Source organism: Curtobacterium sp. MCBA15_016, from assembly GCF_001865105.1.
In the GTDB taxonomy this organism is placed as follows: domain Bacteria; phylum Actinomycetota; class Actinomycetes; order Actinomycetales; family Microbacteriaceae; genus Curtobacterium.
Genome location: NZ_MJGR01000020.1, coordinates 153,067 through 178,270, shown reverse-complemented (window position 1 = coordinate 178,270; position 25,204 = coordinate 153,067). Strand labels below are relative to the sequence as shown.

The following is a 25,204-nucleotide window of genomic DNA, read 5'->3' as shown; positions in this document are numbered from 1 at the left end:
CGCTGTGGCCCGCTCGCCACCGTGGTGGAAAGCGCTTGCCGGAACCGTACACCACGGCCCGTGCCGACCGCACGCGCGTGTTCGGGTGTGTGCGATCGGGGCCGGGCGTGCGGCGCGGGCGCGCGGGCGCGGGGCGTGGGCGCCCCGCGCCACTTCGTGAGCAGGAATGGTCGGGTCGCGCCACGGCACCCGACCGTTTCTGCTCACGATCCGGGCGACGGGGACGGGCGCGGGCGACGAGGACGAGCGCGGGGACGAGCGCGGGGCGCCCGGGCGCGGGGCGCCCGGGCTCGGCGCGCCCGGCCCGCTAGCGCGCCGTGCTCGCGCGCAGCACGACCTCGCCGTCGATGGCGCCGTCCGCCTCGAGCCCGAGGGCCCGCCGCACCGCCCGCTCCCCGATCTCCTCGAGGGGCAACCGCACCGTGCTGAGCGCCGGCACGACGTCGGCGAGCATCCGCACGTCGTCGAACCCCGCGACCCCGACGTCCACCCCCGGGACGAGCCCGCGCTCCCGGATCGCCGCGACCGCCCCCACCGCCATGAGGTCCGTGACCGCGAACACGCACCGCGGCAACACCCCCGAGCCCGCCGCAGCCCGGTCGAGCAGCGACACCATCGCCCGGTACCCGCCGTCCCGCGTGAACTCCGACGGCACCACGGCGTCGTCGGGCACCCGGATCCCGTGGGCGGCGAGGCCCGCGACGAAGCCCTCGTAGCGCGCGTGCGCGGTGGCGAGCGACGGATCCCCGGCGAGCACCGCGAACGAGTCGTGCCCCTGTTCCACCAGGGCGCCGGCGAGCGCCGCAGCACCGCTGAGGTTCCGGATCACGAGTGGTTGCACTCCCGACACACCTGCCACGGCGCCGTCGAGGTCGGACACGAGCGCCGACACCCCCGCCCCGGCCGCGACGAGTCCGGAGACGGCCGACGCCAGCTCGGCGCCACCACCGAGGCGACGGCTCACCGCGAGCACCACGGCCCGCGGCCGGAGTCCCGCGACGACGCCGAGGACGGCCGCCTCGCGCGACGGGTCCCCTCCCGTCGACGTGATCGTGACGACGAGCCCGGCGTCGTCGGCGGCGCGGATGGCCCCGGCGGCGATGGCCGCGAAGTACGGATCGGCGATGTCGCCCACGACGAGCGCGAGCGTCGTGGTGGTCCCGCGGGCGACCGCCTGGGCCTGCACGTTGGCGGTGTACCGGAGCTCCTGGGCCGCGGCGTGGACGCGGTCGACCGACTCCTGCCGGACCTTCCGCACGCTGCCGTTGAGCGCGCGCGACGCGGTCGCGAGCGAGACGCCTGCCCGCGCAGCCACGTCGGCCAGGGTGACCGAGCTCCGTTCGGGCATGTCGCGCCTCCAGTCCGTCGGCTCCGCGCTGTGTGGCGAGGGCTGTCTGTGGCGAGGATAGCGATTTCCCGCGCGCCGGGGCGGAGCCGCGGCAACGGACCGAGCCGTCACGTCACAATGTCCAAACATTCTGCAGGAAAGCGCTTGCCAGAATCACCGGGCGTCGTGTAGACCTTGTCTCCTCGGCCGAGACACCCCGAACGCTCGCCCACGGCAGACGCCAGTGGTCCCGAACGAAAGCAGTGACGATGAAGTCATCCAAGAAGATGCTCGCGCTCGCCGGCGGCATCGCCGCACTGGCGCTCCTGAGCGGCTGCGCCTCCGGCAGCGGTTCCGGCGACGGCGGCAAGGTCGACCAGCTGACCTTCTGGCTCTCCACGTCGACGGCGCAGGAGAAGGGCTACCAGGACCTCGCGACCGACTACGAGAAGAAGACCGGCGTCACGGTCAAGATCGTGAACCTGCCGTACGACGGGCTGCAGACGAAGCTCCGTGAGTCGGCGCAGGCGAACTCGCTGCCCGACGTCGTGCGAGCGGCGGGCATCGACCCGATCTGGACCGGCAAGACCGTCGACCTGGCCTCGATCGTGGACGACGACGCGAACAAGATCGACAAGGACATCATCGCGAAGGACGACGACGGCAAGGTCACCTCGATCCCGTCCGACGTCACCGCGGCGGGCCTGTTCGTGAACAAGTCGCTGTTCGACAAGGCCGGCATCGCCTACCCGACGGACCCCGCGAAGGCCTGGACCTGGGACGAGTTCCTGCAGGCCGCCGACCAGGTGAAGGCGAAGACCGGCGCGAAGTACGACCTGGTGTTCGACTCCTCGCCGTCCCGCCTGCGCGCCTACATGTTCACCAAGGGCACCGACTTCATGCAGCAGGAGAAGGACGGCTCCTTCCCGACCGACTCGAAGACCGTCTCGGCGCTGCAGGACTTCGCCGACATGAACGACGACTCCACGATGCCGAAGTCGGTGTGGACGAGCGGGCAGGACCCGAACGCCCTGTTCAAGAGCGGCCAGGTCGTCGCCTACTTCTCGGGCGTCTGGCAGTCGTCGGACTTCGCGTCGAACATCACCGACTTCGACTGGGCCAGCGCCGCGACCCCGGCCGACCCGACGCACGCCACCGAGATCAACTACGGCGGCAACATCGTCGGCTTCGAGAACTCGGACGCCCGCGGGACCGCGGCGAAGAAGTTCATCGACTACATGTACGAGCCGACGAACTACGCCAAGCTCGTGACGACGAACGGCTTCCTGCCGGTGGAGTCCGGGCTGGACATCAGCTACCCGTTCGAGTCGCAGGCCGCCAAGGACTCCTTCGCGCTCTACCAGAAGGAGATCGACGCGGCGGACCCGATCTCGAGCTCCTACGCCAAGGAGAGCGCGAAGTGGGCGGTCGAGGGCAAGGAACTCGGCACCGACCCCACCACCGCCGAGGTCGGCAAGCTCATCAACGGGCAGCAGTCGGCCAAGAAGACCCTCGAGACGATCACGAAGTACTACGAAGAGCACGTCGGATGACGGATCGGGGTCGGGTGCACGCACCCGACCCCGGCGTCTTTCCCCCCAGCAACACCGCGACGAACGAAGAGGATCATCGTGAGCATCCCCACCGCAGCCGGCGACGTGCAGACCGCCGTGCCCACCCCGGTGCCGCCCCGCCGGCCCGGCGCCGCGAGGACCACCAAGCGCCGCCGCTCCGGCGTCAGCAAGCCCGTCCTCGCCCCGATCCTCTTCGTCAGCGTCAACGCGGTGCTGTTCGTCGTGTTCTTCGTGTGGCCCGCGGTCATCGGCCTCGGCTACTCGTTCACCGACTACAACGGTGTCGTCGCCCCGAAGTTCATCGGGCTCGAGAACTACTTCGAGCTGTTCGCCGACGACACCTTCTACGCGGCGCTCCTCCGGACGTTCCTCTACGCGATCGTGGCGGTGCCGCTCGGCTTCGTGCTCTCCCTGTCGATGGCGCTCATGCTCACGAGCCCCGCGGCGAAGGGCCGGAGCGTCGCCCGCATCGTCTTCTTCGTGCCGTGGCTCATCTCGCCGATCGTGACCGGCGTCATCTGGCGGTGGATGTTCGGCGAGAACTTCGGGCTCGCGAACTTCGTCATCGAGTCCTTCGGCGGCAAGGCCGTCCCGTGGCAGTCGAACGCGGACCTGTCGCTGCTCGTCGTGGTGTTCGCCACCGCGTGGGCCGGAGCCGCCTTCAACATGCTGCTGTTCGTGGCCGCGATCCGGAACGTGCCGCAGTCCTACTACGAGGCGGCGTCCCTCGACGGCGCCGGCGCCTGGCACCAGTTCCGCTACATCACGCTGCCGAGCATCGCACCGACGTCGTTCATCGTGGTCCTGCTGTCGTCGCTCGGCGCCTTCAAGGAGTTCGCGACGATCCAGGCACTCAACGGCGGCGGTCCCGGCACCGACAACAACCTGCTCGTGCAGTACATCTACACGAACGGGTTCCAGAACGCCCACATCGGCTACGCGAGCGCGGCGTCGATGGTCCTCATGCTCATCCTCATGGCCATCGCGCTCATCCAGCTGGCCGTGAACCGTCGGACGGAGGCCCGCCGATGACCGCCACCCTGCCCAGCGCCTCCGGCGCACCCGCGACCGACGTCACGTCGGGGACCACCAGGAACACGACCAGGACCAAGCGCCTCGACGGCCCGCCCCGCCCCAGGGCCATCGCCGCCACCGCCCTGCTCTGGGTCTTCATCATCGCGTTCGGCTTCCCCGTGCTCTGGTTCGTCCTGAGCGCGTTCAAGCCCGGCGGCGAGCTGTTCTCCTACCCGCTCACCCTGTTCCCGAAGACGTGGTCGGTCAGCGGCTTCACGGAGGCCTGGGCGAGCTACGACTTCGCCCGCTACTTCGGCAACACCGTGATCGTCGCGCTGGTCACCACCGTCCTCACCGTGCTGGCGAGCGCGGCGACGGGGTACGCGCTGGCGAAGTACGACAACAGGTGGCTCAAGGTCTTCTTCGTCTGCATCCTCGCGACGACGATGCTCCCGACCGAGGTCATCCTCGCGCCGACGTTCATCGTGATCCGCGACCTCGGCATGTACGACTCACTCGCCGGCATCATCGTGCCGTCGGTCATCACCGCGACCGGCATCTTCATGTTCCGGCAGTTCTTCCTCACCGTGCCGGACGACCTCGTCGAGGCCGCCCGCATCGACGGCGCGAGCGAGTTCGGCATCTTCTGGCGGATCATGCTGCCGATCTCCCGCCCGATCATGCTGACGCTCGCGATCTTCTCGTTCCAGTGGCGGTGGAACGACTACATCTGGCCGCTGCTCGTCCTCAACGACCCGCACCAGTTCACGATCCAGATCGCGCTGCAGAGCATCGTCGGCGCGGAGAACGTCAACTGGACGGTCCTGCTCGGCGCGTCGGTGATCTCGATCATCCCGCTCGTCCTCATCTACCTGGTCTTCCAGAAGTACGTGAACGGCGCGGACCTCAACGCGGGCCTCAAGGACTGATGGGCTTCCTCGACCTCGCCGGCACCGCGGCCGACGCCGACGCGGCCCGGCTCCGGCAGGCCACCGACGCCCCGGAGACGCTGCAGCACCGCGAACTCATGGCGCGCGCCCTCACCCTGGTCGGAGCGTGGGTCCGGAACGAGCGGACGGGAGGCGCGGCTCGCCCCACCGACGACGACCTCGCCACCGCGCACGGCTGGGTCCGGCACCTCGCCACCAGGCAGTCCCCCGGCGGCACGTTCGTCGGCGGCGACAACGTGCTCTCCCCACCCGACTCCGCGTTCACGGTCAACGACGTGTGCGACGCCCTCGAGCTCCTCGCGCCGTACCGTGCGACCGTGCCGACGGCCGCGGCGCTGGCCGACGACCTCGACGAGATCGTGCACCGCGCGACCCCGGCGTTGCTGACGGGTGGCGTGCACACACCGAACCACCGGTGGGAGATCGCGGCCGCACTCGCCCGCGTCCACCGGCTCCACCCCGACCCGGCCCTCGTCGAGCGGATCGACGAGTGGCTCGCCGAGGGACCGGACATCGACGCCGACGGCCTGTGGTCCGAGCGCAGCCCGAACTACGCCGCGGCGGTCTCGTGCCCGTCCTTCCTCGTGCTGGCGTCGGTGCTGGGTCGACCCGAGCTGCTCGACCCGGTGCGCCGCTCGCTCGACGCGACGCTCGCGCTGCTCCTGCCCGACGACACCGTCGAGACCGTGCAGTCCCGACGGCAGGACCAGTCGCAGCCGTTCGGGATCGGACCGTTCGCACCCCTGCTCTGGCACGTCGCGGTGCTCGACGGCCGAGCCGACCTCGCCGCCGTCGCCGCCCGGGCAGCGGTCGCCGACACCTGGCAGCCCGGCGCGGTGGCCGCACGGGCGATGACCGACCCGGTGCTCGAGCGGCCGCTGCCGGCGGGCGCGACACTCCCCCGGGACACCTCGACGTTCCGGGCGGCACGGCTCGTCCACGTCCGCGAGGCCGACCGCGACGTCGTGCTCTTCGCCGGCTCGGACGTCCCGGCGGCCGGACACGTCCGCTCCGGGCTCGCGAACAGCCCGACGTTCCTGCGGGTACTCGCCGGCGCCGTCGTCCTCACCGACGTCCGGCTCTCGCGGGAGTTCTTCGGCCTCGGCCCGTTCCGCCCGACGAGGCTCGAGGACCTCGGCGCCGGCCGGTTCCGGCTGACCGAACGCGTGTCGGCCGGCTACCACCAGCCGCTCGCACCCGAGCACCGGCTGGCCGACGGTGACTACGCGCTCGCCGACGAGGGGCGGTTCTCGGCGTCGATGGCGTTCGGCAGCCGGACCGCCGACGAGGTGGCGCTCACGACGACGATCGACGTCGCCCTGACGGCCGACGCGGTCACGCTCGACATCGAGACCGCTGGGGCCGACGTCCCGTGGTCGCTCCAGCTGACGTTCCGCGACGGGGGTACGTTCTCCGGTGTGAGCACCGATGCCGCCACCGCCGAACGCGTCCTCGTCACCGGGACCGCTTCGTACCGCGTCGGCACCGACACCGTGACGTTCGGGCCGGGCAACGGCTCCGGCCCCGGGCAACCCGCGTTCTACGCGCCCGGTCAGGACTACGCGTTCCTCGGCGGGACGGACCGGCCGACGGGCTCGCACGTCCACGTCACCGGACGCGCGCCGGGCCGGACCCGTGTCGTGATCGGGACCCCGTCGGTGGGGTCGTGACCACGGAGCGACCGGCGGCCGGAGACCCGAGCCGCACCGCGCCTCCCGGCATCGTCCTCGTCGGCGCGCGCGGCTACGGTCTGCACCACCGGGCGACCATCGACCGGCTCGTCGGCCTCGGGGCCTGCACGCTGACGGCCGTCGTCGACCCGACCCTCGACGCCGACGAGGACGGCGGCGTGCCGGTCGTCCACGACGTCGCCGCTGCCCGCGCGACCGGCCCGGTCGACGTCGTCGTGGTCGCCGCCCCGATCGCCGCGCACCTCCCCCTCGCCCTCGCCGCCCTCGAGAGCGGCGCAGACGTCCTCCTCGAGAAGCCGCCGGTCACGACGCGCGCGGACCTGGCGACCCTGCTCGACGCCGAACGACGCAGCGGGCGCGTGGTCCAGGTGGGGTTCCAGAGCCTCGGGTCGCACGCGCTGCCCGCACTCCGTGACGGGTCGCTCGTCGGGACCGTCCGGTCTGCCGCGGCCGTCGGCACCTGGACGCGCGACCAGGCGTACTGGGACCGCTCCGCCTGGGCCGGCCGCCGCAGGGTGGACGGGGTCGACGTCCTCGACGGCGTCGTCACGAACCCGCTCGCCCACGCCGTGGCGACCGCCCTCGCGCTCGTCGGCTGCCGTCGAGCCGACGAGGTGGCGCGCGTCGAGGTCGAGCTGTACCGGGCGAACGCGATCGAGGGCGACGACACCTCGGCCGTCCGGGTCACGACGACCGCCGGACGCGAGGCGACCGCGGCGCTCACCCTGTGCGGGCCGACCGAGGTCCTCCCGAGCGTGCGGGTCCGCGGCACGACCGGGAGCGCGGTCCTCGGGTACACGACCGACGAGGTCACGATCGACGGGGTGACCCACGGACTCGGGCGCACCGACCTGCTCGAGAACCTGCTCGCCCACCGGTCCCGCGGCGACGCGCTGCTCGTGCCGCTCGCGTCGACCGGCGCGTTCGTCGAGGTGCTCGAAGCCGTGCGGGCGACCGAACCGGTGCAGATCGACCACCCGTGGGTGACGTGGGACGGCGAGGGGCCCGCGCGTCGGCCGCTCGTCACGGACGTCGAGTCCGTCGTCGACCGCGCGGCGGACCAGGGCGCGCTGTTCTCCGAGGTCGGCGCGCCCTGGGCGCACGCGGACCGCGACGAGGTGCTCGACGAGCTCGTCGTCGACGGCGTCCCGGTCGCGTCGGTCCTCGACGGCGCGGGGACGATCCCGACGTCGTCGCCCCGCCCGTACCTGCACCCGGTGCGGACCCTCGGCGGCACGGTCGTGAGCGCCCACCACCCGCCGGACCACGACTGGCACTGCGGCGTGGGGTTCGCGATCCCCGACCTCGACGGCGTGAACTGCTGGGGCGGACGGACGTACGTCCACGGCGAGGGCTACGTCTGGCGCGACGACCACGGGAGCGCAACGGTCGTGCACGCCGAGCACCACGGCCCCTCCCTGCGGCAGGAGGTCGTCTGGCGCGGTCCCGACGACCACGTCGCCCTGCTTGAGGACCGGGCCCTCGCCTGGCGGGCGGTCGACACCGGGTGGGAGCTCACGTGGTCGTCGTCGTTCCGTGTGCCCGGGGACGCGGTCGTCCGACTCGGCGGCCCGGGCAGCAACGGTCGGATCGGGGCCGGGTACGGCGGCTTCACCTGGCGCTTCCCGCCGTGCGCCGACATCGCGGTCCGGACGGCGACGGCCAGCGGCGAGGACGCGGTGCACGGGTCGGTCGCGCCGTGGGTCGAGTGGTCGGCGACGTTCGAGGGCGTCGGCGCCACGGTCCGGTTCGAGGCCCTCGACCACGACGACCCGTGGTTCGTCCGTGCCGCCGAGTACCCCGCGGTCGGCTCGGCGCTCGCCTGGCGCACCCCGACGCTCGTGCACCCGGGGGTGCCCCTCGTCCGGTCGTTCCGGGCGACGGTCTCGGACGGCCCGGTCGAGCACGGCCCGGACCGATCCGGCCCGGGCGAGTACGGCCGGGGCAGGTCCGCCAATACGCTGGTGGGATGAGCACCGAGGACTGGGAAGCCCGCGTCGCCGCACTCTGGGCCGACGACACCATCGACGACCAGGAGCGCATCGACCGCATGCGGGTCCTCGCCGACGCCGCACCCCACCCGGCGCTGGGCGCGTTCGAGCTCGGCGGGGCGAACGACTCCGGCGGCCACGAAGCCGAGGCCGACGTCCACTACACGGCCGCGACGGCAGCCGGGCTCGACACCGTGGACCCGACGAGGGCGGCGCAGATGGTCGTCCAGCACGCCTCGACGCTCCGCAACCTCGGCCGGGTCGACGAGGCGATCACGATGCTCCGCGACGCCCCCGAGCACCCGGCGACCGGCGCAGCGCCGAAGGTGTTCCTCGCACTCGCGCTGCACAGTGCCGGTCGCCACGACGAGGCGCTCCGGGTCGCGATCGAGGCGGTGGAGCCGACGCTCCCCCGGTACCACCGGTCGGTCCGGGCCTACGCGGCAGCCCTCACCGACGCCTGATCGCGACCACCCGTCAGGGTGCCAGCGGCAGCGCGTCGCTCGTCGTGCGGAGCGACTCCTGACTGATCTCGAGCTGGGTGACGGCGAGCGCGGCGAGGTCGTGCAGGTTCGCGAGGTCCGCCCCGGTCGTCTGGCGCGGCTTCGTGTCGAGCACCGCGAGCGTGCCGATCGGGGTGCCGTCGTGCTTCACCAGCGGGACGCTGACGTAGAACCGGATGCCGAGCGGGCCGGTGACGAGCGGGCTGTGCTGCATCTCGGGGTGCGTCTGGCCGTCCGGGATCACGACGGGCACCGGCACCGGGGCGAACCCGTTGCGGAAGTTGATGTGGCGCGCCGCGTCGTCGACACCGGGAGCGATGTACGACTGCGACCAGGCACGGTCCTCGTCGAGCACCTCGACCAGGGCGATCGGGGCGTCGAACAGTCGCGCGGCCATCGCCGTCGTCCGCTGCAGCGCCTGTTCGGGCAGGCTGTCGAGCGTCGCCGGGCGGGCACGGTCGGTGTCGACTGTCGTCTGGGCCGCGGACGTCGTCTCGACGACGTGGTCGGCGGCGGTGGTCTCCGCGATGACGACGTCGCGGAGCATGGTCACGAGATCGGCGCCGGCCGGGCGCGCTGCCGGGTCCTGCGCGGTCATCGCCCGGAGCAGGACCTTCCAGTGCTCGGGCAGCGGCTCGGGCAGCACCGGGTCGCGGGACAACCGCGCGACGGCGGACTCGACGAGCGACCCCGGGAACTCCCGACGGCGTGTGAAGCACTGCAGCAGCACGAGCCCGAGCGAGTAGACGTCGCTCGGCGGACCGACCTCGCCGCCCCGCGCCTGCTCGGGGCTGAGGTAGGCGGCGGTCCCGGTGGTCACGCCGTCGGCCGTCAGCCGCTCGACACCGGCGGCGAGCGCGATGCCGAAGTCGGTCAACCGGGCGCGTGCGCGGTCGGAGTCGTTGCCGTAGTCGACGAGCAGGATGTTCGACGGCTTGATGTCGCGGTGCACGACACCGTGGCTGTGGATGTAGTGCAGCGCCTCGGCCATGTCGTAGCCGATCTCGGCGATGTGGCGGGAGGCGAGCGGGCCGACGGAGAGCCGGTCCTCGAGGTCCTGCCCGGCGACCAGCGCCATCACGAGGTACCGCTGGCGGGTGCCGTCGTGGCCGGTGACGACGCCGGTGTCGAGCAGGCTCACGAGGTTGTGGTGCTCGAGGGACGCCAGGACGCCGAGCTCGGCCTCCTGCCGGGCGACGTCGACGGTGCCGGCGTGGAACACCTTCACGGCGACGGGCCGGTGGAGGCTCTCGTCGACCCCGCGGTACACGACGGACATGCCGCCCTGGCCGATGGCGTGTTCGAGCCGGTACCGCCCGTCGAGCAGTGGGGCCGTGGACGCGGTGTCCTCGGTCGGACTCATCTGACCCTCGTTCTCGGTTCCGGCAGGCAACGATGCATCTTCGCATCCCGGCGGGGATCGTGTTCCGTCGACGCGCTCAGCGGCCCGTCGCCACCGTGCTCACCCGCAGGTCGTCGAAGGTGCTCGTGAAGCCCGCACCGCCGAGGGAGATCAGCCCGATCCGCGACTCGGCCCCGAGGTCCGCCGTCCACGTCCCGCCGCGCACGAAGTGCCGTCCGTCGACGCTGGTGTACGCGGTGTAGCGGTGCTCCCCGGCCACGAACCGGTGCACGATCCGCAGCGTGGTGGTGTCCCCGACCGGCCCGACGACCATGTTCCCGTAGGTCGGGGCACCGGCCGGCGGCCCGGAGACCTGCTTGCCGAACTCCGTCTGCCGGGTGTCGAAGATCGAGTTCGACGTCAATCGGAGGTAGTCGCTGTCGCTCCCGTACACGATGAGCCCGCCCTGCACGTAGTTCACGCCGTCGCCGGTCGCCGGGGTGTCGACCGCGACGGTGGTCTCGGCCACCCAGTCGCCCCGGGGAGCCGGTTCGGACAGGACCGAGGCGAGCGGTGTCTGCGGCGGGTGGATGTCGGCGTCCTGCGTCCGCCACCGGAAGGCGCCCCCGGCGACCGTCCACGCGGAGGCATCGGGCTCACGGGTCCAGCGGAGCGCCGGCGGCAGGGTCGTCCCGTCGAAGTCGGTGGACAGCGCACGGATCGTCCGACCGGGCACGTCGACCGGTGCGGCGGTGGCGCGGTACGTCGGCCGTTGACCGGGCTGCGCCACCGGCCCCGGTTGCACGCCGTCCGAGGGGCCGGCTCCGCCGCGGACCACGGGCCAGCCGTGCACCCAGTCGAGCGGGTCGATGAGCACGGGCCGCTTCGTGTAGGTGCCCTGGCCCGCGTAGTACGGGTCGTCCCGGTCGACGGCGTGGTAGACGATCCAGTCCTGCCCGGCGAGGTCGGTGACGACCGTGTTGTGCCCGGTGCCGACCCAGCGGTTGCCGTTCTGGGCGAGCAGGGGCGTGCCACCTACCCGGGTGCTCGTGATCCGCACGCCGTCCTGGTCGGTGAACGGGCCGAGCGGGCTGCGCGACCGGGCGACGAACACGCCGTACCCGGTCAGGGCGCCGTTGCAGCAGTTCGTGGCGGACCCCATGAAGTACCACCAGCCGTCGTGCCGCATCAGGTACGTGCCCTCGTAGCGGTTGTCGATCGCGATCTGCCGCTCGGTCGAGGGGATCGACCGCAGGCCGTCGGTGCTCAGCCGGCGGACGTTCACCCCGCCGAAGTAGCTGCCGAAGTACAGGTACGTGCTGCCGCGGTCGGTGATGACCTCGGGGTCGAACTCCCACCGCTGCCCGGTGCCGTTCGGTGCCGCCTGGGGTGCCACCACGGGTCCGCCGGAGTCCGTCCACGGTCCGGTCGGGCCCGGGCTCGTCGCGACACCGACGGCCGATCCGCCGCCGGTCGGTGCCGTCCCACTGGGGGTGTCGGACGCCGCGTAGTAGAGGTACCAGGTGCCCGGGCGCCCGTGCGTCCCGGCGCGGTACACGACGTCCGGCGCCCAGATGCCGTTCGCGTCGCCCACCCAGGCCGGCTTCGTGGGGAAGGCGTCGTCGACGTACGTCCAGTGCGTCAGGTCGGTGGACCGGTACGTCGGGACCCCGTGCTGCACGAGCGACCCGTCCGGGTTCTGTTCCGTCGCCGTGAGGGCGTCGGTCGTGCAGTAGAGGTACCAGTTCCGGTCGCGTCCCACCCCGCGCACGACGGTCGGGTCGGCGCAGCTCGCCGCGGTCTGGCCGTCCGGCAGGGCGAGCGTCATCGGGTTCTGGTGGGTCGGCGCGGCACCGCCCCGTGCGGACGTGGTCTCCGCGGCGACGGCGGGCGCACCGCTGGCACCGATCTGGAGGAACGGGGTCGCGAGTCCCGCGACCGTCGCGATCGCGAGGACTGCTCTGAGTGACCGGCGCACGGTGGACCTGCTCTCGTCGTCGAGGAGCGTGCGGACGAGCGCGAGCGTACGCTCACGCCCACCGGCCCGTCCGACGAAGGAGTCGCGAGATGCCCGCACGGTTCGTGTACTGGATCAACGCCTCGCTCGACGGCTTCGTCGAGACCGAGGCCGGTGAGCACAGCGGCGTCGAGGGCCCGGAGTGGATCCGGATCGACGAGACCGTGCACCGCGAGTTCAACCGCCGCGCCCGGGCGATGACGCTGTCCGTCGAGGGCCGCATCGTCCACGACATGATGGACCCGTTCTGGCCCGACGCCCGCGCCGACGAGTCCCTGCCCGCGTACATGCGCGAGTACGGCGAGATCTGGACCGAGCAGCCGAAGGTCCTGGTCTCCCGGTCGCGGACGGCGGCGGACCACAACACGCGGATCATCGGCCGCGACGAGGACGCGATCGACGAGCTCGCCCGCATCCGCGCCGAGTCCGAGGGCGACGTCGGTGTCGGCGGTCCGAGCATCGCGACGCAGCTGCTCGACGCCGGACTCCTCGACGAGCTGATGGTCTTCACGCACCCCGCCGTCCTCGGGCGTGGGCGTCCGCTGTTCGACCCGCCGCCGTCGGGTGCGCGACCGCCGTTGGTCCTCGACCTGCTCGAGCAGCAGCGGTGGGACAACGGGGTGACGCTGCACCGGTACGACCTCCGGCGCTGATCAGCCGGCGGACGGTGCCGTCCCGACGATGACCAGCCGCCACGCGCTCGACCGGTCGCTGTCGAAGCCGTTGAACGCGACGGAGTCGACGTCCGTGCTCGCGAGCCGCGTCAGACGGATCGGGTTCGGGCTGTCCCGGCAGGCCACGGGGTCGACGGTGAAGTCGCCGGATCCGCCCCGGGACTCGATGCGGACGATCCCCCGCATGTGCCCGTTGCCGAAGCAGGAGAACTCGAGGTGGTCGATCGCCTTCGAGGCCGGGAACCGCAGTGTGACGCCGGTCCCGACCTCGGACGGGTCCTCGTCGCCGGGTTGGATGTCCGCGGTCAGCACGCCGAGGACGTCCGGGTCGGTCTCGGTCGCCGCCTCCTGCGCGCTCCGCCAGTCGGCGAGCGCCTCCTCGTCGACCGTCGGCGTCGCCGTGCAGCCGGCCAGCAGGAGCAGGACGGCGAGCGGCGGGACGAGGAGGTGGGGGCGGCGCACGGTGCGAGCCTACGGAACTGGAGGCGCGGCGCCAGCTGGCACCGCGCCTCCCGTCCGGGGGATGGTGGCGTCAGACGTCGCGTCGGCGTGCGACCACGAGTGCGAGTGCGCCCACCACGGCCACCTCGGCCGCGAGCACGCCGAAGCCGCCCCAGCCGTTCAGGACGATGCCCTCCTGCGGCGCGGCGTCGCCGGCCGAGTAGGTGAACAGCTGCATCCCGGCCTGGTCGGGCAGGAACTTCGTGACGTCGAGGAGCCACTGCGCCTGCAGCACGTTCGCGATGAGCGACAGCACGATCGGGACGACGAGCAGGAGCCCGAGGGTGATCGCGATCCCGCCGGCGCTCGACCGGACGAGGAGTCCGATGCCGTACGCGAGCAGGGCGAGGAGCGTGACGTACACCGAGGCGCCGAGCAGCGGCATGAACACCGACGGATCGGCGAGGTCGGCGTGCACGCCCTTGCCCGCCTGCAGGGCTGCCGAGGCGAACACCCCGATCCAGATCGACACCGCGCTGACGACGAAGGTGGTGACCGCGAGGACCGAAGCCTTCGCGAGGATCACACCCGTCCGACGGGGGTCGGCGGTGAAGGTCGAGCGGACCTGGCCGGTGCCGTACTCCCCCGTGATGATGAGCACGCCGAGCACCGCGACGACGAGTGCCGTCAGGGAGACGCTCGCGGTGTTGATCGTGACGAGGGTGCCGTTCGCGGAGTCCTGGGCGACGGGCGTGCCGACGTCGAGGGCGTTGCCGATGAGGACCGCCATCGCGATCGTGACCACGACGAGGATCGCCAGGCACCAGATCGTGGAGCGGATGCTGCGGAGCTTGATCCACTCGCTGCGGACGAGCCGGCCGAAGCCGAGCCCGATCGTGGGCGGCAGGTTCGTGGGCGGCAGGGTCGTGGCGGTCATCGGGTGCCCTCCGATCGGTACTCGACGTCGTCGCGGGTGAGCGCCATGTAGGCCTCTTCCAGGCTGGCGCCCACGGGTGTGAGCTCGTGGAGCGGGACGCCGACCTGTGCGGCGATGTTCCCGACCGTGGTGGCGTCCGGGCCGACCACCATGAAGGTGCCGTCCTCGCGCGGGGTCACGGACGCGTTCGGGCCGATCGCCTGGAACAGCTGGTCGGGAGCCGGCGTCCGGACGACGACGCGGCTGCCGCCGGTGCCGCCGCCCGCGGCGACGAACTCTTGGATGGGGGCGTCGGCGAGGACCCGGCCGCGGCCGAGGACGACGACGCGGTCGGCCGTCTGCGCCATCTCGCTCATGAGGTGGCTGGACAGGAACACGGTGCGCCCGTCGGCGGCCATGCGGCGAGCGAGCTGCCGCACCCAGAGCACGCCGTCCGGGTCGAGGCCGTTGACCGGCTCGTCGAGGATGAGCGTCTTCGGGTCGCCGAGCAGTGCCGCGGCGATGCCGAGTCGCTGCCCCATGCCGAGGGAGAACCCGCCGACGCGCTTCTTCGCGACGGAGTCGAGGCCGGTCATGTCGATGACCTCGTGCACGCGGGACTTCGGGATCCCGTGGGTCGCCGCGAGCGAGAGGAGGTGGTTGTAGGCGCTGCGGCCCTGGTGGACGGCCTTGGCCTCGAGGAGCGCCCCGACCTGCCGGAGTGGGTCGCGGAAGGACGTGTACGGCTGCCCGTTCACGATCGCCCGCCCGGCCGTGGGGCGGTCGAGCCCCATGATCATGCGCATCGTGGTGGACTTCCCGGCGCCGTTCGGCCCGAGGAAGCCGGTCACGCTGCCCGGCCGCACGACGAACGAGACGTCGTCGACGGCGGTCTTCGGACCGTACTGTTTGGTGAGGTGCTCGACTTCGATCACGGCGGCCACGCTACGGGGACCTGGGAGTCGGCCGCGTCCACCCTGAGGGGGAGATGGGGTGGACCGCTCGGGGGACCCCGTCGCGAGATCGACTCGGCGCGCGACCCCCAAAGACCCGTTTGACGGTCACGCCGGGTCCGACCACGATGGCCTCCGTGTCCACCATCGAGAGCCTCCGGGCGACCGCGCACCCCGTCCGCCTGCGACTGCTGTCGCTCGTCACGGGTGCGGCGATGAGCGCTGCCGAGGCCGGTCGAGAGCTCGGCGTCTCCCAGGCCGCGGCGAGCTACCACCTGCGGGTGCTCGAACGCGCCGGGCTCGTGCGGGTCGTCGAGACCGTGCGGCTCCGGGGCGGCGACGCGAAGCGGTACCGGCACGAGTCGTCGGCACGGCGCTTCCGGCTCGACGACGGCGACGAGGGTGCCGCTCCGGAAGTCGTCCCCGCGGACGACCAGCGTGTCTACGTCGAGGCCCTGGTCCAGGAGCTCCTCCGGCGCACCGACGACCGCGCGACCGGTCCGTCGACCTCGACCGACGCCGAGCTCTGGGTCGGACCGGAGACGTGGCGCCGCGTGGTGCAGCACGTCGGCGACGCGGCCGCGCTCCTGCACGCCGCGGCCCGACCACCGCGGACCCCGGGAACGGTACCGGTCTCGATGACGGTCTCGATGTTCCCGCTGCGGCGACCGTGAGGACGCCGAGGGGCACCGGGCCGCTCCGGCACGCCCCGTTCCGGTGGCTCGTCACCGCCCGGACGGTGAGCATCGTCGGGAACGCGGTCGCACCCATCGCCCTCGCGTTCGCGGTCCTCGACCTCGCCGGCTCCCCCGTCGACCTCGGTCTCGTGGTGGCGGCGCGATCGGTGGCGAACGTCGCCGTCCTGCTCTTCGGCGGCGTGCTGGCCGACCGGCTGCCCCGTGACGTGCTGCTCGTGGTCACGTCGCTCGCGGCCGCGGCCACCCAGGCGACGATCGCCGTGCTCGTCCTGACCGGCAACGCCACCGTCCCGCTGCTCGTCCTGTTGAGCATCCTGAACGGCGCGGTCGCCGCGGTGAGCCTGCCGACGACCGCGGCCATGGTGCCGGAGACCGTCCCGGCGACGGAACTCCGCCCCGCCAACGCGGTGATCCGGCTCGCGCTGAACGGCGGCACCATCGTCGGTGCGTCGGCGGGTGCGGCGGTCGTCGCCGTCGTCGGTGCCGGCTGGGGGCTGGCGATCGACGCGGCGGGGTTCGCGCTCGCCGCGCTGCTCTTCACACGGATCCGGCTGCCGAGACGCGTGCGGGACGTCGACGCCGAGCCGACGTCCGTGCTCGCCGACCTCCGGGACGGCTGGGCGGAGTTCACCCGGCGCCGGTGGGTCTGGACCGTGGTGGCGCAGTTCACCGTCCTGAACGCCGCCTTCGTCGGTGCGACGACCGTGCTCGGCCCCGTGGTGGCCGACGGGTCCTTCGGGCGGGCCGCCTGGGGGCTCGTGGTGTCCGCGCAGACCGTCGGGCTCGCGCTCGGCGCGGTCGTGGCACTGCAGTGGCGGCCCCGGCGAGCGCTCGGCATCGGCGTCGCGACGATGGCGGTGACCGCGCTGCCCGCAGCCGCGCTCGGACTCGTGCCGACCCTCCCCGTGCTCCTCGTCGCGTTCCTGCTCGGCGGCACGGCCCTCGAACTGTTCTCCATCGCCTGGGACCACGCGCTGCAGACGAACGTGCCGCGGGAGCTGCTCTCGCGGGTGTACTCGTACGACATGGTCGGGTCGTTCATCGCCGTGCCGCTCGGCGAGGCGCTCGTCGGACCCCTCGGGGGGGTGGTCGGCACCCCGGCGACGCTCGTCGGGTGCGCGGTCGTGATCGTGTTGGCCACCGCCGTCGCCGCGTCGACCCGGAGCGTCCGGCGCGTCGAGGTCGCCACGGCCTGACGTGCCGCCGCAGCCTGCGCCGGCGCTACCCTGACGCCGTGAGCGACGCACTGGACGACGGGCCGTTCTTCCACGGGACCAAGGCGGACCTGCACGTCGGCCACCTGCTGACCGCCGGGTTCCGCTCGAACTACCGGCCCGAGGTCGTGATGAACCACGTGTACTTCACCGCGCTCCGGGACGGCGCCGGGCTCGCGGCCGAGCTCGCGGCGGGCGACGGACTCCCCCGGGTGTACGAGGTCGAGCCGACCGGCGCCTTCGAGGACGACCCGAACGTGACGGACAAGAAGTTCCCGGGCAACCCGACGCGCTCCTACCGCAGCACGGCGCCGCTCCGGATCACCGGCGAGGTGACGGGCTGGCCGCGGTTGACGCCCGAGGCACTCCAGGCGTGGCGCGATCGGCTGGCGGCGCTGCGCGCGGACGAGCGGGGCGAGATCATCAACTGACCGCCGCGCCCTCGGACCGGGATTTCGCGCTGCGCGACAGTTCACGGGATCGGGGCGCCGTGAAGTGTCGTTCATCGCGAAAGCCCGCGCTCGCGCGAGCCCGGAGTCAGCGCGACCGCGCCCGGTACTCCCCCGGGGGCCCGCCGCACGCCCGGGTGAAGTGCGCGTAGAAGCTCGACTGCGACCCGAACCCCGCCGCGTGCGCGATCTCCGACGTCGTCATCGAGGTCGTCGCGAGCAACCGCTGTGCCTCGGCCACCCGGCACCGGGTGAGGTACTCGAGGATGGTCGTCCCGACGTCCTGCCGGAACACCGACATCGCGTAGTGCGGGTGCAGGTGCGCCGCCGCGGCCACGTCGGCCACCTCGATCGGCTCACGGAACCGGTCGACCACGAACCGCACCATGTCGATCGCCCGGTGCATGGCGTCCGCGGTGCCGTGCCCGCCGCCCGGGCGGAGGTCGACGGCGTCCCGGTGGTGCCGCAGCAGCCGTCGGACGAGCGCTTGGGCCTCGAGGTTCGCGATGGTCTCGGCGCCCTCGTCCGCGAAGTCCCGCTGCCACGAGCCGAGCATCGACTCGACGTCACGTCCGGCGGCCTCGGTCGGCACGACGACCGGCCGGTTGAGCAGCATCGCGCCGAGGTCGTGGTCGGGCAGCCCCCACGCGAGCACCTCGCCGAGCGGGATGTGCACCCACCGGAACTCCCCGGTCCCCGTCCCGTCGCCGACGAGCTGGTGCGGGGTCCAGCCCCAGAAGAGCGCGATCTCGCCGGCGTGCACGCTGACCGGGGCGCCGCCGAAGCGGTAGTCGAGGTGCCCGTCGAGCACGAGGTTGATCTCGAGGTCGTCGTGCCGGTGGGACGACGGCATGAGCGGCGCCGGGCCACGGTGGCTCCAGTACGCCGCTTCCATCGTCTCCACGTCGAGCACACCGCGAGCCTACGACAGCGACCCGCGGGCCCGACAGCGACCCCCGGGCCCGACAGCGACCCGAGGGCGCCCATCCGAGGATCCTGGAACCCCGCCGTCCGAAGCCGGAGGCCCGCACCCGCCCCCGCTTCCTACCGTCGTGGCATGACCAAGATCACCATCATCGGCGCCGGCGGCTTCGTCTTCCCGTTCCGCCTCATCGGCGACCTCGTCTCCTTCCCCGCACTGCAGGGCGCGACGCTGCACCTCATGGACCTCGACGCGGGCAGGGTCGCCCGCACCGCGAGCGCTGCCCGCGAGCTCGTCGCCCACCACGGCCTCGGCACCGAGGTCCTCGAGACCACCGACCGCCGCGAGGCCCTCGCCGGCGCAGACGTCGTCATCATCACGTTCCAGGTCGGCGGCGTGGAGTCGTACAGGTGGGACGTGGAGATCCCCCGGAAGTACGGCATCGACCAGGCCGTCGGCGACACCGTGGGACCCGGCGGCGTGTTCCGCTTCCTGCGCTCCGTGCGCGCCTACGAGGACATCGCCCGCGACGCGCTGGAGCTCTGCCCGGACGCGCAGTTCATCAACTACGCGAACCCGATGGCGATGGCCACGGCGTTCCTCAACGCGAAGGGCCTGCGCACGGTCGGCCTCTGCCACAGCGTGCAGGGCACCACGCGCATGCTCGCCCGGACCCTCGACGTGCCGTACGACGAGGTCGAGTACGTCAGCGCCGGCATCAACCACCAGGCCTGGATCCTCGAGTTCAAACGGCGGAACGGCGAGGACCTGTACCCGCGCCTCCGCGAGGTGATGACCGCGAAGCACCGGCGCGGCGTCGCGGCGGCCGACCTGCACGACGACGACGGCGACCACAGCGAGGCGGCTGCGGCGGCGAGCAACTACGAGGGCGGCAACGAACAGGTCCGCACGCAGCTGATGCGGTCGTTCGGCTACTTCGAGACCGAGTCGAGCCACCACGCGAGCGAGTACGTGCCGTACTTCCGCAAGGACCCGGAGACGGTGCTCGAGTACATCCCGGAGCGCTGGGACTACTACGAGATCTGCCTCGCCCACGACGAGCAGGGCGACGTCGACCAGCAGCTCGAGAAGCTCAAGGCCGACCTGTCCCCGTCGGTCGAGTACGGCGCGAGCATCGTCAACGCGATCGTCACCGGCGTCCCCGCGGTGGTCTACGGCAACGTCCCGAACCGCACCGGCGTGATCGCCAACCTGCCGTCGGACGCCTGCGTCGAGGTCGCCTGCCTGGCCGACGGCAACGGGGTCACCCCGATCTCGTTCGGCGAACTCCCCCCGCAGCTCGCGGCGATCAACCGGACGAACACGAACGTGCAGACGCTGGCGGTCCGCGCGGCACTGACCGGCAGCGTCGAGCACGTCCACCACGCGGTCGCGCTCGACCCCCTCACCGCGGCGCACCTCACGCTCGACCGGATCGCCGAGATGACCGACGAGCTGCTGCACGCACACGCCGCGCTGCTCCCGGAGTCGCTGCGTCCGGCGACCGCGGCACCGGCCGAGCAGGGTGCCGTCCAGGAGGCGCGACCCGCCCTCGTCTGACCGCCCCGTCCGCCGACGGGGCCGGGTCCACCGCGCGACCCGGCCCCGTCACGGACGCACCCGGACCCCGGGACGCGCACCGCGCCTCCTGGACCACCACGGCACCACGACCTCGAAGGAGAGGACCATGCCGACCCGACCACCCACCCAGCTGGCCCGACGCGGGTTCCTCGCGCTGGCCGGCATCTCGATGGCCGGCGCACTCGCCGCCTGCGCCGGCCAGGGCACCGCTGCCCACGGCGGCACGAAGCACATCCGCCTCTCGACCTGGAACATCCCGACGGACATCACGAGCTACCAGCAGATCGCCGACGAGTTCGTCGCGGCGCACCCCGGCACCAGCGTCGCCGTCGAGGTCACCACGGGCCAGTTCCACCAGTGGTTCATCACCCGGCTCGCCGCGGACCTCGCGCCCGACGTCATCCGGATCACCCCGCAGCAGATCGGCCGGTACGCCGCGAACGGCAGCCTCGTCGACATCTCCGGCTCGATCCCGAAGGACTACCAGCAGGACTACAGCACGCCGTTCTGGGCGATCGGTGCCCGGGACGACGGTGTGTACGGCGTCTTCCAGCACACCGACAACTTCATCACCTACTACAACCGCGAGGTCATGGACCGGATCGGGGTCACCCCGCCGGAGAGCCTCGCGGACGCGTGGACGTGGGACGAGTTCCTCGACGTCGCGAAGGAGGTCAAGCAGGTCACCGGCAAGTACGCGTTCGGGTACGGCTGGTCCGCGCCGGAGACCGCCTACCGGTGGCTGCCGTTCGTCTACCAGAACGGGGGCGCGTTCCTCGGCGAGGACGGTGCCACCCCCTCGATGGACACCCCCGAGGCGATCGACGCCCTGGCGTTCGGGCGCAAGTGGTACGCCGACGGCCTCGCCACCACCGGCAACCTGTCGAAGAGCGGCGGCGGGGACGTCTCCCGCAACCTGTTCCTGACCGGGCAGATCGGCATGATGCTCAACAACCCGGAGTCGATCGTGCAGCTCGACACCGACATGCGGGACAACTGGGGCACGGCGCCGATGATCCGCAACGTCGGTGAGGCGAGTGACCTCGGCGGCAACGCCCTCGCCGTCACGAAGTCGAGCAAGCACCCCGAGCTCGCGGCCGAACTCGTCGCGATGATCACCTCGCGGCCGAAGATGCAGCAGTTCTGCCACGACGGCAACTGGCTGCCCGCCCGCGAGTCCCTCGACGCGGCGGACATCGGGTACGCCGCGAACTCGGACACCATGCAGCGGTTCATCGACCAGGGGTCGACCATCCCGCTGTCGATGGTGAAGGCCGAGAGCGGGCAGTACTTCTCGTCGCTCAACGCGGTGTTCGCCGACTACCTCGACCTGTGCCTGCTCGGGCAGCTCAGCCCGAAGGAGGCCTCGAGCCAGATGATGGAGGCGATGCGCAGTGTCACTGCGAACTGAGACCGCGCCGGTCCGGACCACGGCGTCGACCGCACCGCCCACCGGTGGGCTCCCCGCCGGTGGTGCCGCACGACGACGTCAGGGCCGGTTCGTCCCCTGGGTGTTCGTCGGCCCCGCCGCACTGCTGTTCCTCGGCTTCTCGCTCATCCCGATCGTGACCGCGATCGCCCTGAGCTTCCAGGACTCGAGCACCTCGCTCGGCGACGGCACCTGGGTCGGCGGGAAGAACTTCGTCGACATGGGCTCCGACCCGCTGATCGGGACGGCGCTGCGGAACACGCTCGTCTTCACGATCGGGACCGTCCCGACCGCGATGGCGATCGGCCTCGCCCTGGCGGTGGCGCTGAACCGACCGCTGCCCGGGCGTTCGGTGTTCCGTGCGCTCTTCTTCGTGCCGATGGTCGCCGCCGGCGTCGTGGTCGGGGTCATCATGTCGTGGATCTTCAACGGCGACTACGGCGTGGTGAACAACCTGCTCGAGGCGCTCGGTCTCGGCCGCGTGCCCTGGCTGACCGCGCCGGGCTGGGCGATGGCGACCCTGGTGATCGTCGTCGTGTGGACCCGGATCGGGTTCTGCATGGTGATCTACCTCGGTGCGCTGCAGTCCGTGCCCGCCGAGCTCAAGGAGGCAGCCGCGATCGACGGTGCCTCGCGGTGGGCGCGGTTCCGGACGATCACGTGGCCGCTCCTGCGACCGACGACGTCGATCCTGCTCATCCTCAACGTGGTGTTCTCGCTGCAGGCGTTCGACGTCATCTACGTGATGACCGGCGGCGGCCCCGGCTTCTCCACCACGGTGCTCATCCAGTACGTGTTCCGGTCCGCGTTCATCGACGCGCGGATGGGGTACGCCGCGGCGCTCGGGCTGGTGCTCGTCGCGATCCTGCTCGTGTTCACGCTGCTCCGGCAGCGGGCCAACAAGAAGGCTGAGGAGGCCATCTGATGGCACTGTCCGTTGCGGGGTCGACCCGCGCCTCCCGTCCGACCGCCGCGCGGCGGAAGCCGCGCCCGGGCCGCTGGGTGCTCGTCGCCGCACTCACCGCGTTGGCGATCCTGATGGTCTTCCCGCTGTACTGGATGGTCGTCTCCGCGCTCACCCCTGGCGGCCAGTCGCAGAGCGGCACGTTCTCGCTCTTCCCGACCCGGCCCACCTTCGAGAACTACACGCAGGTGTTCAGCACGCAGCCGGTCTGGCGGTGGCTCGGGAACTCCGCGCTCATCACCAGTGTCGGCACCGCGCTGAGCGTCGTCGTCTCGCTGATGGCCGGGTACGCCCTGGCGAAGTTCCGGTTCGTCGGGCGGGGGCTGCTCTACTCGGCGTTCCTCGTCACGATCATGATCCCGATCCAGGTCACCCTCGTGCCGAGCTTCCTCGTCGTCGCGAAGATCGGGCTCGTCGACTCCCCCTGGGCGGTCATCCTGCCGACGGTGTTCGACGTGGTCGGGATCTTCATCGCCCGGCAGTTCATGCTCGGGGTGCCGGACGCCCTGATGGAGGCCGCGCGGCTCGACGGCGCCGGTGAGTTCCAGACCTTCTTCCGGGTCGTGCTGCCGACCTGCGGTCCCCTCGTCGGGGTGCTCGTGATCCTCGGCTTCATGACGCGGTGGAACGACTTCCTCTGGCCGCTCGTCGTGCTGCAGGGGAACGAGAACCTCACGGTGCCGGTCGCGCTGTCGACGCTGACGAACAACCCGGCGTTCAGTTCGCCGTGGGGCGCCGTGATGGCGATCGCCACCGTCACGGTGCTGCCGCTGCTCGTGGTGTTCCTGGCGTTCCAGCGGCACTTCGTGCAGGGCATCGCCTCGACCGGGATCAAGTAGGCCGCGGGCGCGCGGGCGTACCTGGTCGGGACGGCAGCACGGTCAGACCGCGGCGCGGAGCACGGCCCCCACGACGCGAGCGGGCTCGGGCAGCCGCTCGTTCGTGGCCGACGCCCGGAAGGAGTCGAGTGCGAGCGCGGCGAACCGCCGCGCGGCACCGAGTCGCTCGGCCGGGTCGTCCCCGCCCAGCCCCCGCGCCGCGAGCAGCACGAGGAGCAGGTCGTCGACGACGAAGTCGGGCCGCAACCGTCCCTCGGCCTTGGCTCGCAACGCCAGGCCCGCCATCGCGTGCAGGAGCTCGGCGCGGTGCCGGGCGAGCCGGTCGGACACCTGGCCCGCGGCGACGAGCGCATCGACGAAGCCCTGGTTGCGGGCGTTCAACTCGACGGTCCGCTCGACGACGGAACGCAGGCCCAGCCAGGGGTCCGGGAGCGCGGCACCCTCGAGGACGATGCGCCGGCAGAGCTCGAGCTCGTCCTCGAACGCGGCGTCGACGAGGTCCTGCCGGGTCGGGAACCGCCGGTAGAGCGTCGCCGGCCCGACCCCCGCGTGCCGGGCGATGTCCCGCATCGTCACGTCGAGGCCGCGCGCGCCGAACAGCTCGCGCGCGGCCTGCACCACGCGGTCGCGGTTCTCGCGCGCGTCGGATCGGAGGTGAGACGTCTCGTCGGTCATCGCTCCCACTTTAGTCAAGTGGACGCGGGCGTCCGTTAGCGTCGCGAGCATGCACGCAGTCACCATCCAGTCCTTCGGCCCGCCGGACGGCCTCGTCCCCACCGAGCTCCCGGAACCCGTCGCCGCACCCGGCCAGGTCCTCGTCGACGTCGAGGCGATCGGCGTCGGCGGCGTGGACGCCGTCATCCGGCGCGGGACCATCGCGCGCCCAGGCCTCGAGCCCGGGTACGTCCCGGGCAGCGAGGTCGCCGGGCGCGTCGTCGCCGTCGGGAACGAGCGGGACGCCGACTGGCTCGGCCGTCGGGTCTGGGCGTTCACGGGCGTCGGTGGCGCGTACGCCGAGCGTGTCGTCGCCGGGACCGGGGACCTCACACCGCTCGACGACGGGTTCGACGCCGTGGACGCCGTCGCCCTGGGGTCGGCCGCCCCGGTCGCCCGGTTCGCGCTGGCGCACGCGCACCTCGCCCCGGGCGAACGGGTGCTGGTACGCGGAGCCGCCGGCAGCATCGGGATCGCCGCCGTCGAGCTCGCCGCACAGGCCGGTGCCGCGGCGGTCGCGGTGACGACGGGTTCGGCCGAGCGAGGCGACCGTCTGCGCGGGTTCGGCGCCACCCACGTGCTCGACCGACAGGGCGCGGGCGACGGGCCGGAGTCGTACGACGTGGTCATCGACGTCGTCGGCGGCCCCGCGATGCCCGCGTTCATCGACCGTCTGGCACCGAACGGTCGGCTGGTCCTCGTCGGCGCCGTGGCCGGCATGCCCCCGGCGGACTTCGGCGCGCACCTGCTCCGCGGCTTCCAGCAGTCGCGGTCGGTCGCGACCTTCAGTCTCGACTCCGTGCCGCGCGACGCCCTGGCGTCGGCGCGGACGGAGCTCTTCCGCGCGGCCGCCGCGGGGACCCTGTCCCCGGTCATCGACGCGGTGCTGCCGCTCGCAGACGCTGCGGAAGCGCACCGCCGCATGGACGACGGCGAGGTCTTCGGACGGATCGTCCTGACGCCCTGATCCCGGTCATGGAAAGACGGGAGGCGCGGTGCCA

At 72.2% G+C, this 25,204-nt stretch carries 23 protein-coding genes; 15 read left to right on the top strand and 8 right to left on the bottom strand.

The annotated features are described in order from the left end of the window. Positions 1–307 precede the first annotated feature (307 nt). A complete protein-coding gene (locus BIV03_RS09440) occupies positions 308–1,348 on the bottom strand; it encodes a LacI family DNA-binding transcriptional regulator (protein WP_071295472.1) in 1,041 nt (346 codons plus the stop codon). A gap of 248 nt (positions 1,349–1,596) precedes the next feature. Between BIV03_RS09440 and BIV03_RS09435 the strand changes: the two genes are divergently transcribed. From BIV03_RS09435 to BIV03_RS09410, 6 genes are all read left to right on the top strand, one after another. Then, entirely contained in the window at positions 1,597–2,880 is a 1,284-nt protein-coding gene (locus tag BIV03_RS09435) for an extracellular solute-binding protein (protein WP_071295471.1), read from the top strand. A 78-nt stretch (positions 2,881–2,958) separates the two neighbouring features. Further along, the gene (locus BIV03_RS09430) at positions 2,959–3,933 is read left to right on the top strand and encodes a carbohydrate ABC transporter permease (protein WP_217637366.1); all 975 of its coding nucleotides are present in this window, start codon (positions 2,959–2,961) and stop codon (positions 3,931–3,933) included. Further along, positions 3,930–4,844 (top strand): carbohydrate ABC transporter permease, encoded by a 915-nt coding sequence (locus tag BIV03_RS09425; protein ID WP_254790837.1) that lies wholly within the window; start codon positions 3,930–3,932, stop codon positions 4,842–4,844. The genes BIV03_RS09430 and BIV03_RS09425 overlap by 4 nt, the downstream gene beginning before the upstream one ends. Beyond that, on the top strand, positions 4,844–6,535 hold the full coding sequence (locus BIV03_RS09420) for a hypothetical protein (protein WP_071295470.1): 1,692 nt from the start codon (positions 4,844–4,846) through the stop codon (positions 6,533–6,535). The genes BIV03_RS09425 and BIV03_RS09420 overlap by 1 nt, the downstream gene beginning before the upstream one ends. Next, positions 6,532–8,529, top strand: coding sequence for a DUF6807 family protein (locus BIV03_RS09415; protein ID WP_071295469.1), 1,998 nt, complete (start codon positions 6,532–6,534; stop codon positions 8,527–8,529). The genes BIV03_RS09420 and BIV03_RS09415 overlap by 4 nt, the downstream gene beginning before the upstream one ends. Further along, on the top strand, positions 8,526–9,011 hold the full coding sequence (locus BIV03_RS09410) for a tetratricopeptide repeat protein (RefSeq protein ID WP_070416470.1): 486 nt from the start codon (positions 8,526–8,528) through the stop codon (positions 9,009–9,011). Before BIV03_RS09415 ends, BIV03_RS09410 begins: the two co-directional genes overlap by 4 nt. A 13-nt stretch (positions 9,012–9,024) precedes the next feature. Here BIV03_RS09410 and BIV03_RS19120 read toward each other — a convergent pair whose 3' ends face one another. Both BIV03_RS19120 and BIV03_RS09400 read right to left on the bottom strand, forming a co-directional pair. Then, a complete protein-coding gene (locus BIV03_RS19120) occupies positions 9,025–10,413 on the bottom strand; it encodes a serine/threonine-protein kinase (RefSeq protein ID WP_071295468.1) in 1,389 nt (462 codons plus the stop codon). 76 nt (positions 10,414–10,489) lie between these two features. Beyond that, positions 10,490–12,370, bottom strand: a complete 1,881-nt coding sequence (locus tag BIV03_RS09400; RefSeq protein WP_083403326.1) for a family 43 glycosylhydrolase — start codon at positions 12,368–12,370, stop codon at positions 10,490–10,492. Between the two features lie 89 nt (positions 12,371–12,459). On the opposite strand from BIV03_RS09400, the gene BIV03_RS09395 reads away from it, so the two are divergent. After that, positions 12,460–13,062: a dihydrofolate reductase family protein gene (locus BIV03_RS09395; RefSeq protein ID WP_071295467.1), complete on the top strand. Its 603-nt coding sequence runs from the start codon at positions 12,460–12,462 to the stop codon at positions 13,060–13,062. Here BIV03_RS09395 and BIV03_RS09390 read toward each other — a convergent pair whose 3' ends face one another. The 3 genes from BIV03_RS09390 to BIV03_RS09380 form a co-directional block, all read right to left on the bottom strand. Beyond that, positions 13,063–13,545 (bottom strand): hypothetical protein, encoded by a 483-nt coding sequence (locus BIV03_RS09390; RefSeq protein WP_071295466.1) that lies wholly within the window; start codon positions 13,543–13,545, stop codon positions 13,063–13,065. Positions 13,546–13,615: 70 nt separating this feature from the next. Continuing rightward, a complete protein-coding gene (locus BIV03_RS09385) occupies positions 13,616–14,461 on the bottom strand; it encodes an ABC transporter permease (protein ID WP_071295465.1) in 846 nt (281 codons plus the stop codon). Then, positions 14,458–15,375 (bottom strand): ABC transporter ATP-binding protein, encoded by a 918-nt coding sequence (locus tag BIV03_RS09380; RefSeq protein ID WP_071295508.1) that lies wholly within the window; start codon positions 15,373–15,375, stop codon positions 14,458–14,460. The genes BIV03_RS09385 and BIV03_RS09380 overlap by 4 nt, the downstream gene beginning before the upstream one ends. 155 nt (positions 15,376–15,530) lie before the next feature. On the opposite strand from BIV03_RS09380, the gene BIV03_RS09375 reads away from it, so the two are divergent. The 3 genes from BIV03_RS09375 to arr are packed head-to-tail and all read left to right on the top strand — an operon-like array spanning position 15,531 to position 17,736. Beyond that, positions 15,531–16,067, top strand: coding sequence for a helix-turn-helix domain-containing protein (locus BIV03_RS09375; RefSeq protein WP_083403332.1), 537 nt, complete (start codon positions 15,531–15,533; stop codon positions 16,065–16,067). Continuing rightward, entirely contained in the window at positions 16,064–17,287 is a 1,224-nt protein-coding gene (locus BIV03_RS09370) for an MFS transporter (protein ID WP_071295463.1), read from the top strand. Before BIV03_RS09375 ends, BIV03_RS09370 begins: the two co-directional genes overlap by 4 nt. A gap of 38 nt (positions 17,288–17,325) precedes the next feature. After that, positions 17,326–17,736 carry an NAD(+)--rifampin ADP-ribosyltransferase gene (gene arr / locus BIV03_RS09365; RefSeq protein WP_071295462.1) on the top strand — a complete coding sequence of 137 codons (411 nt, stop codon included), beginning with the start codon at positions 17,326–17,328 and terminating at the stop codon, positions 17,734–17,736. Positions 17,737–17,842: 106 nt separating this feature from the next. On the opposite strand, the gene BIV03_RS09360 is transcribed toward arr, so the two are convergent. Further along, positions 17,843–18,667, bottom strand: a complete 825-nt coding sequence (locus tag BIV03_RS09360; protein WP_083403325.1) for a helix-turn-helix domain-containing protein — start codon at positions 18,665–18,667, stop codon at positions 17,843–17,845. 144 nt (positions 18,668–18,811) lie between these two features. On the opposite strand from BIV03_RS09360, the gene melA reads away from it, so the two are divergent. The 4 genes from melA to BIV03_RS09340 all read left to right on the top strand — a co-directional run bounded on the left by melA (position 18,812) and on the right by BIV03_RS09340 (position 23,489). After that, positions 18,812–20,236 (top strand): alpha-galactosidase, encoded by a 1,425-nt coding sequence (melA, locus tag BIV03_RS09355; RefSeq protein ID WP_071295461.1) that lies wholly within the window; start codon positions 18,812–18,814, stop codon positions 20,234–20,236. Positions 20,237–20,363: 127 nt separating this feature from the next. After that, complete coding sequence (locus BIV03_RS09350; protein ID WP_071295460.1) at positions 20,364–21,668, top strand: sugar ABC transporter substrate-binding protein; 1,305 nt, start codon at positions 20,364–20,366, stop codon at positions 21,666–21,668. Further along, entirely contained in the window at positions 21,652–22,611 is a 960-nt protein-coding gene (locus tag BIV03_RS09345; protein ID WP_083403324.1) for a carbohydrate ABC transporter permease, read from the top strand. Before BIV03_RS09350 ends, BIV03_RS09345 begins: the two co-directional genes overlap by 17 nt. Next, entirely contained in the window at positions 22,611–23,489 is an 879-nt protein-coding gene (locus BIV03_RS09340) for a carbohydrate ABC transporter permease (protein ID WP_254790829.1), read from the top strand. The genes BIV03_RS09345 and BIV03_RS09340 overlap by 1 nt, the downstream gene beginning before the upstream one ends. A gap of 42 nt (positions 23,490–23,531) precedes the next feature. Here BIV03_RS09340 and BIV03_RS09335 read toward each other — a convergent pair whose 3' ends face one another. After that, positions 23,532–24,164 (bottom strand): TetR/AcrR family transcriptional regulator, encoded by a 633-nt coding sequence (locus BIV03_RS09335; protein WP_071295458.1) that lies wholly within the window; start codon positions 24,162–24,164, stop codon positions 23,532–23,534. Between the two features lie 49 nt (positions 24,165–24,213). On the opposite strand from BIV03_RS09335, the gene BIV03_RS09330 reads away from it, so the two are divergent. After that, the gene (locus BIV03_RS09330) at positions 24,214–25,170 is read left to right on the top strand and encodes a zinc-binding dehydrogenase (protein ID WP_071295457.1); all 957 of its coding nucleotides are present in this window, start codon (positions 24,214–24,216) and stop codon (positions 25,168–25,170) included. Positions 25,171–25,204: the final 34 nt, after the last annotated feature.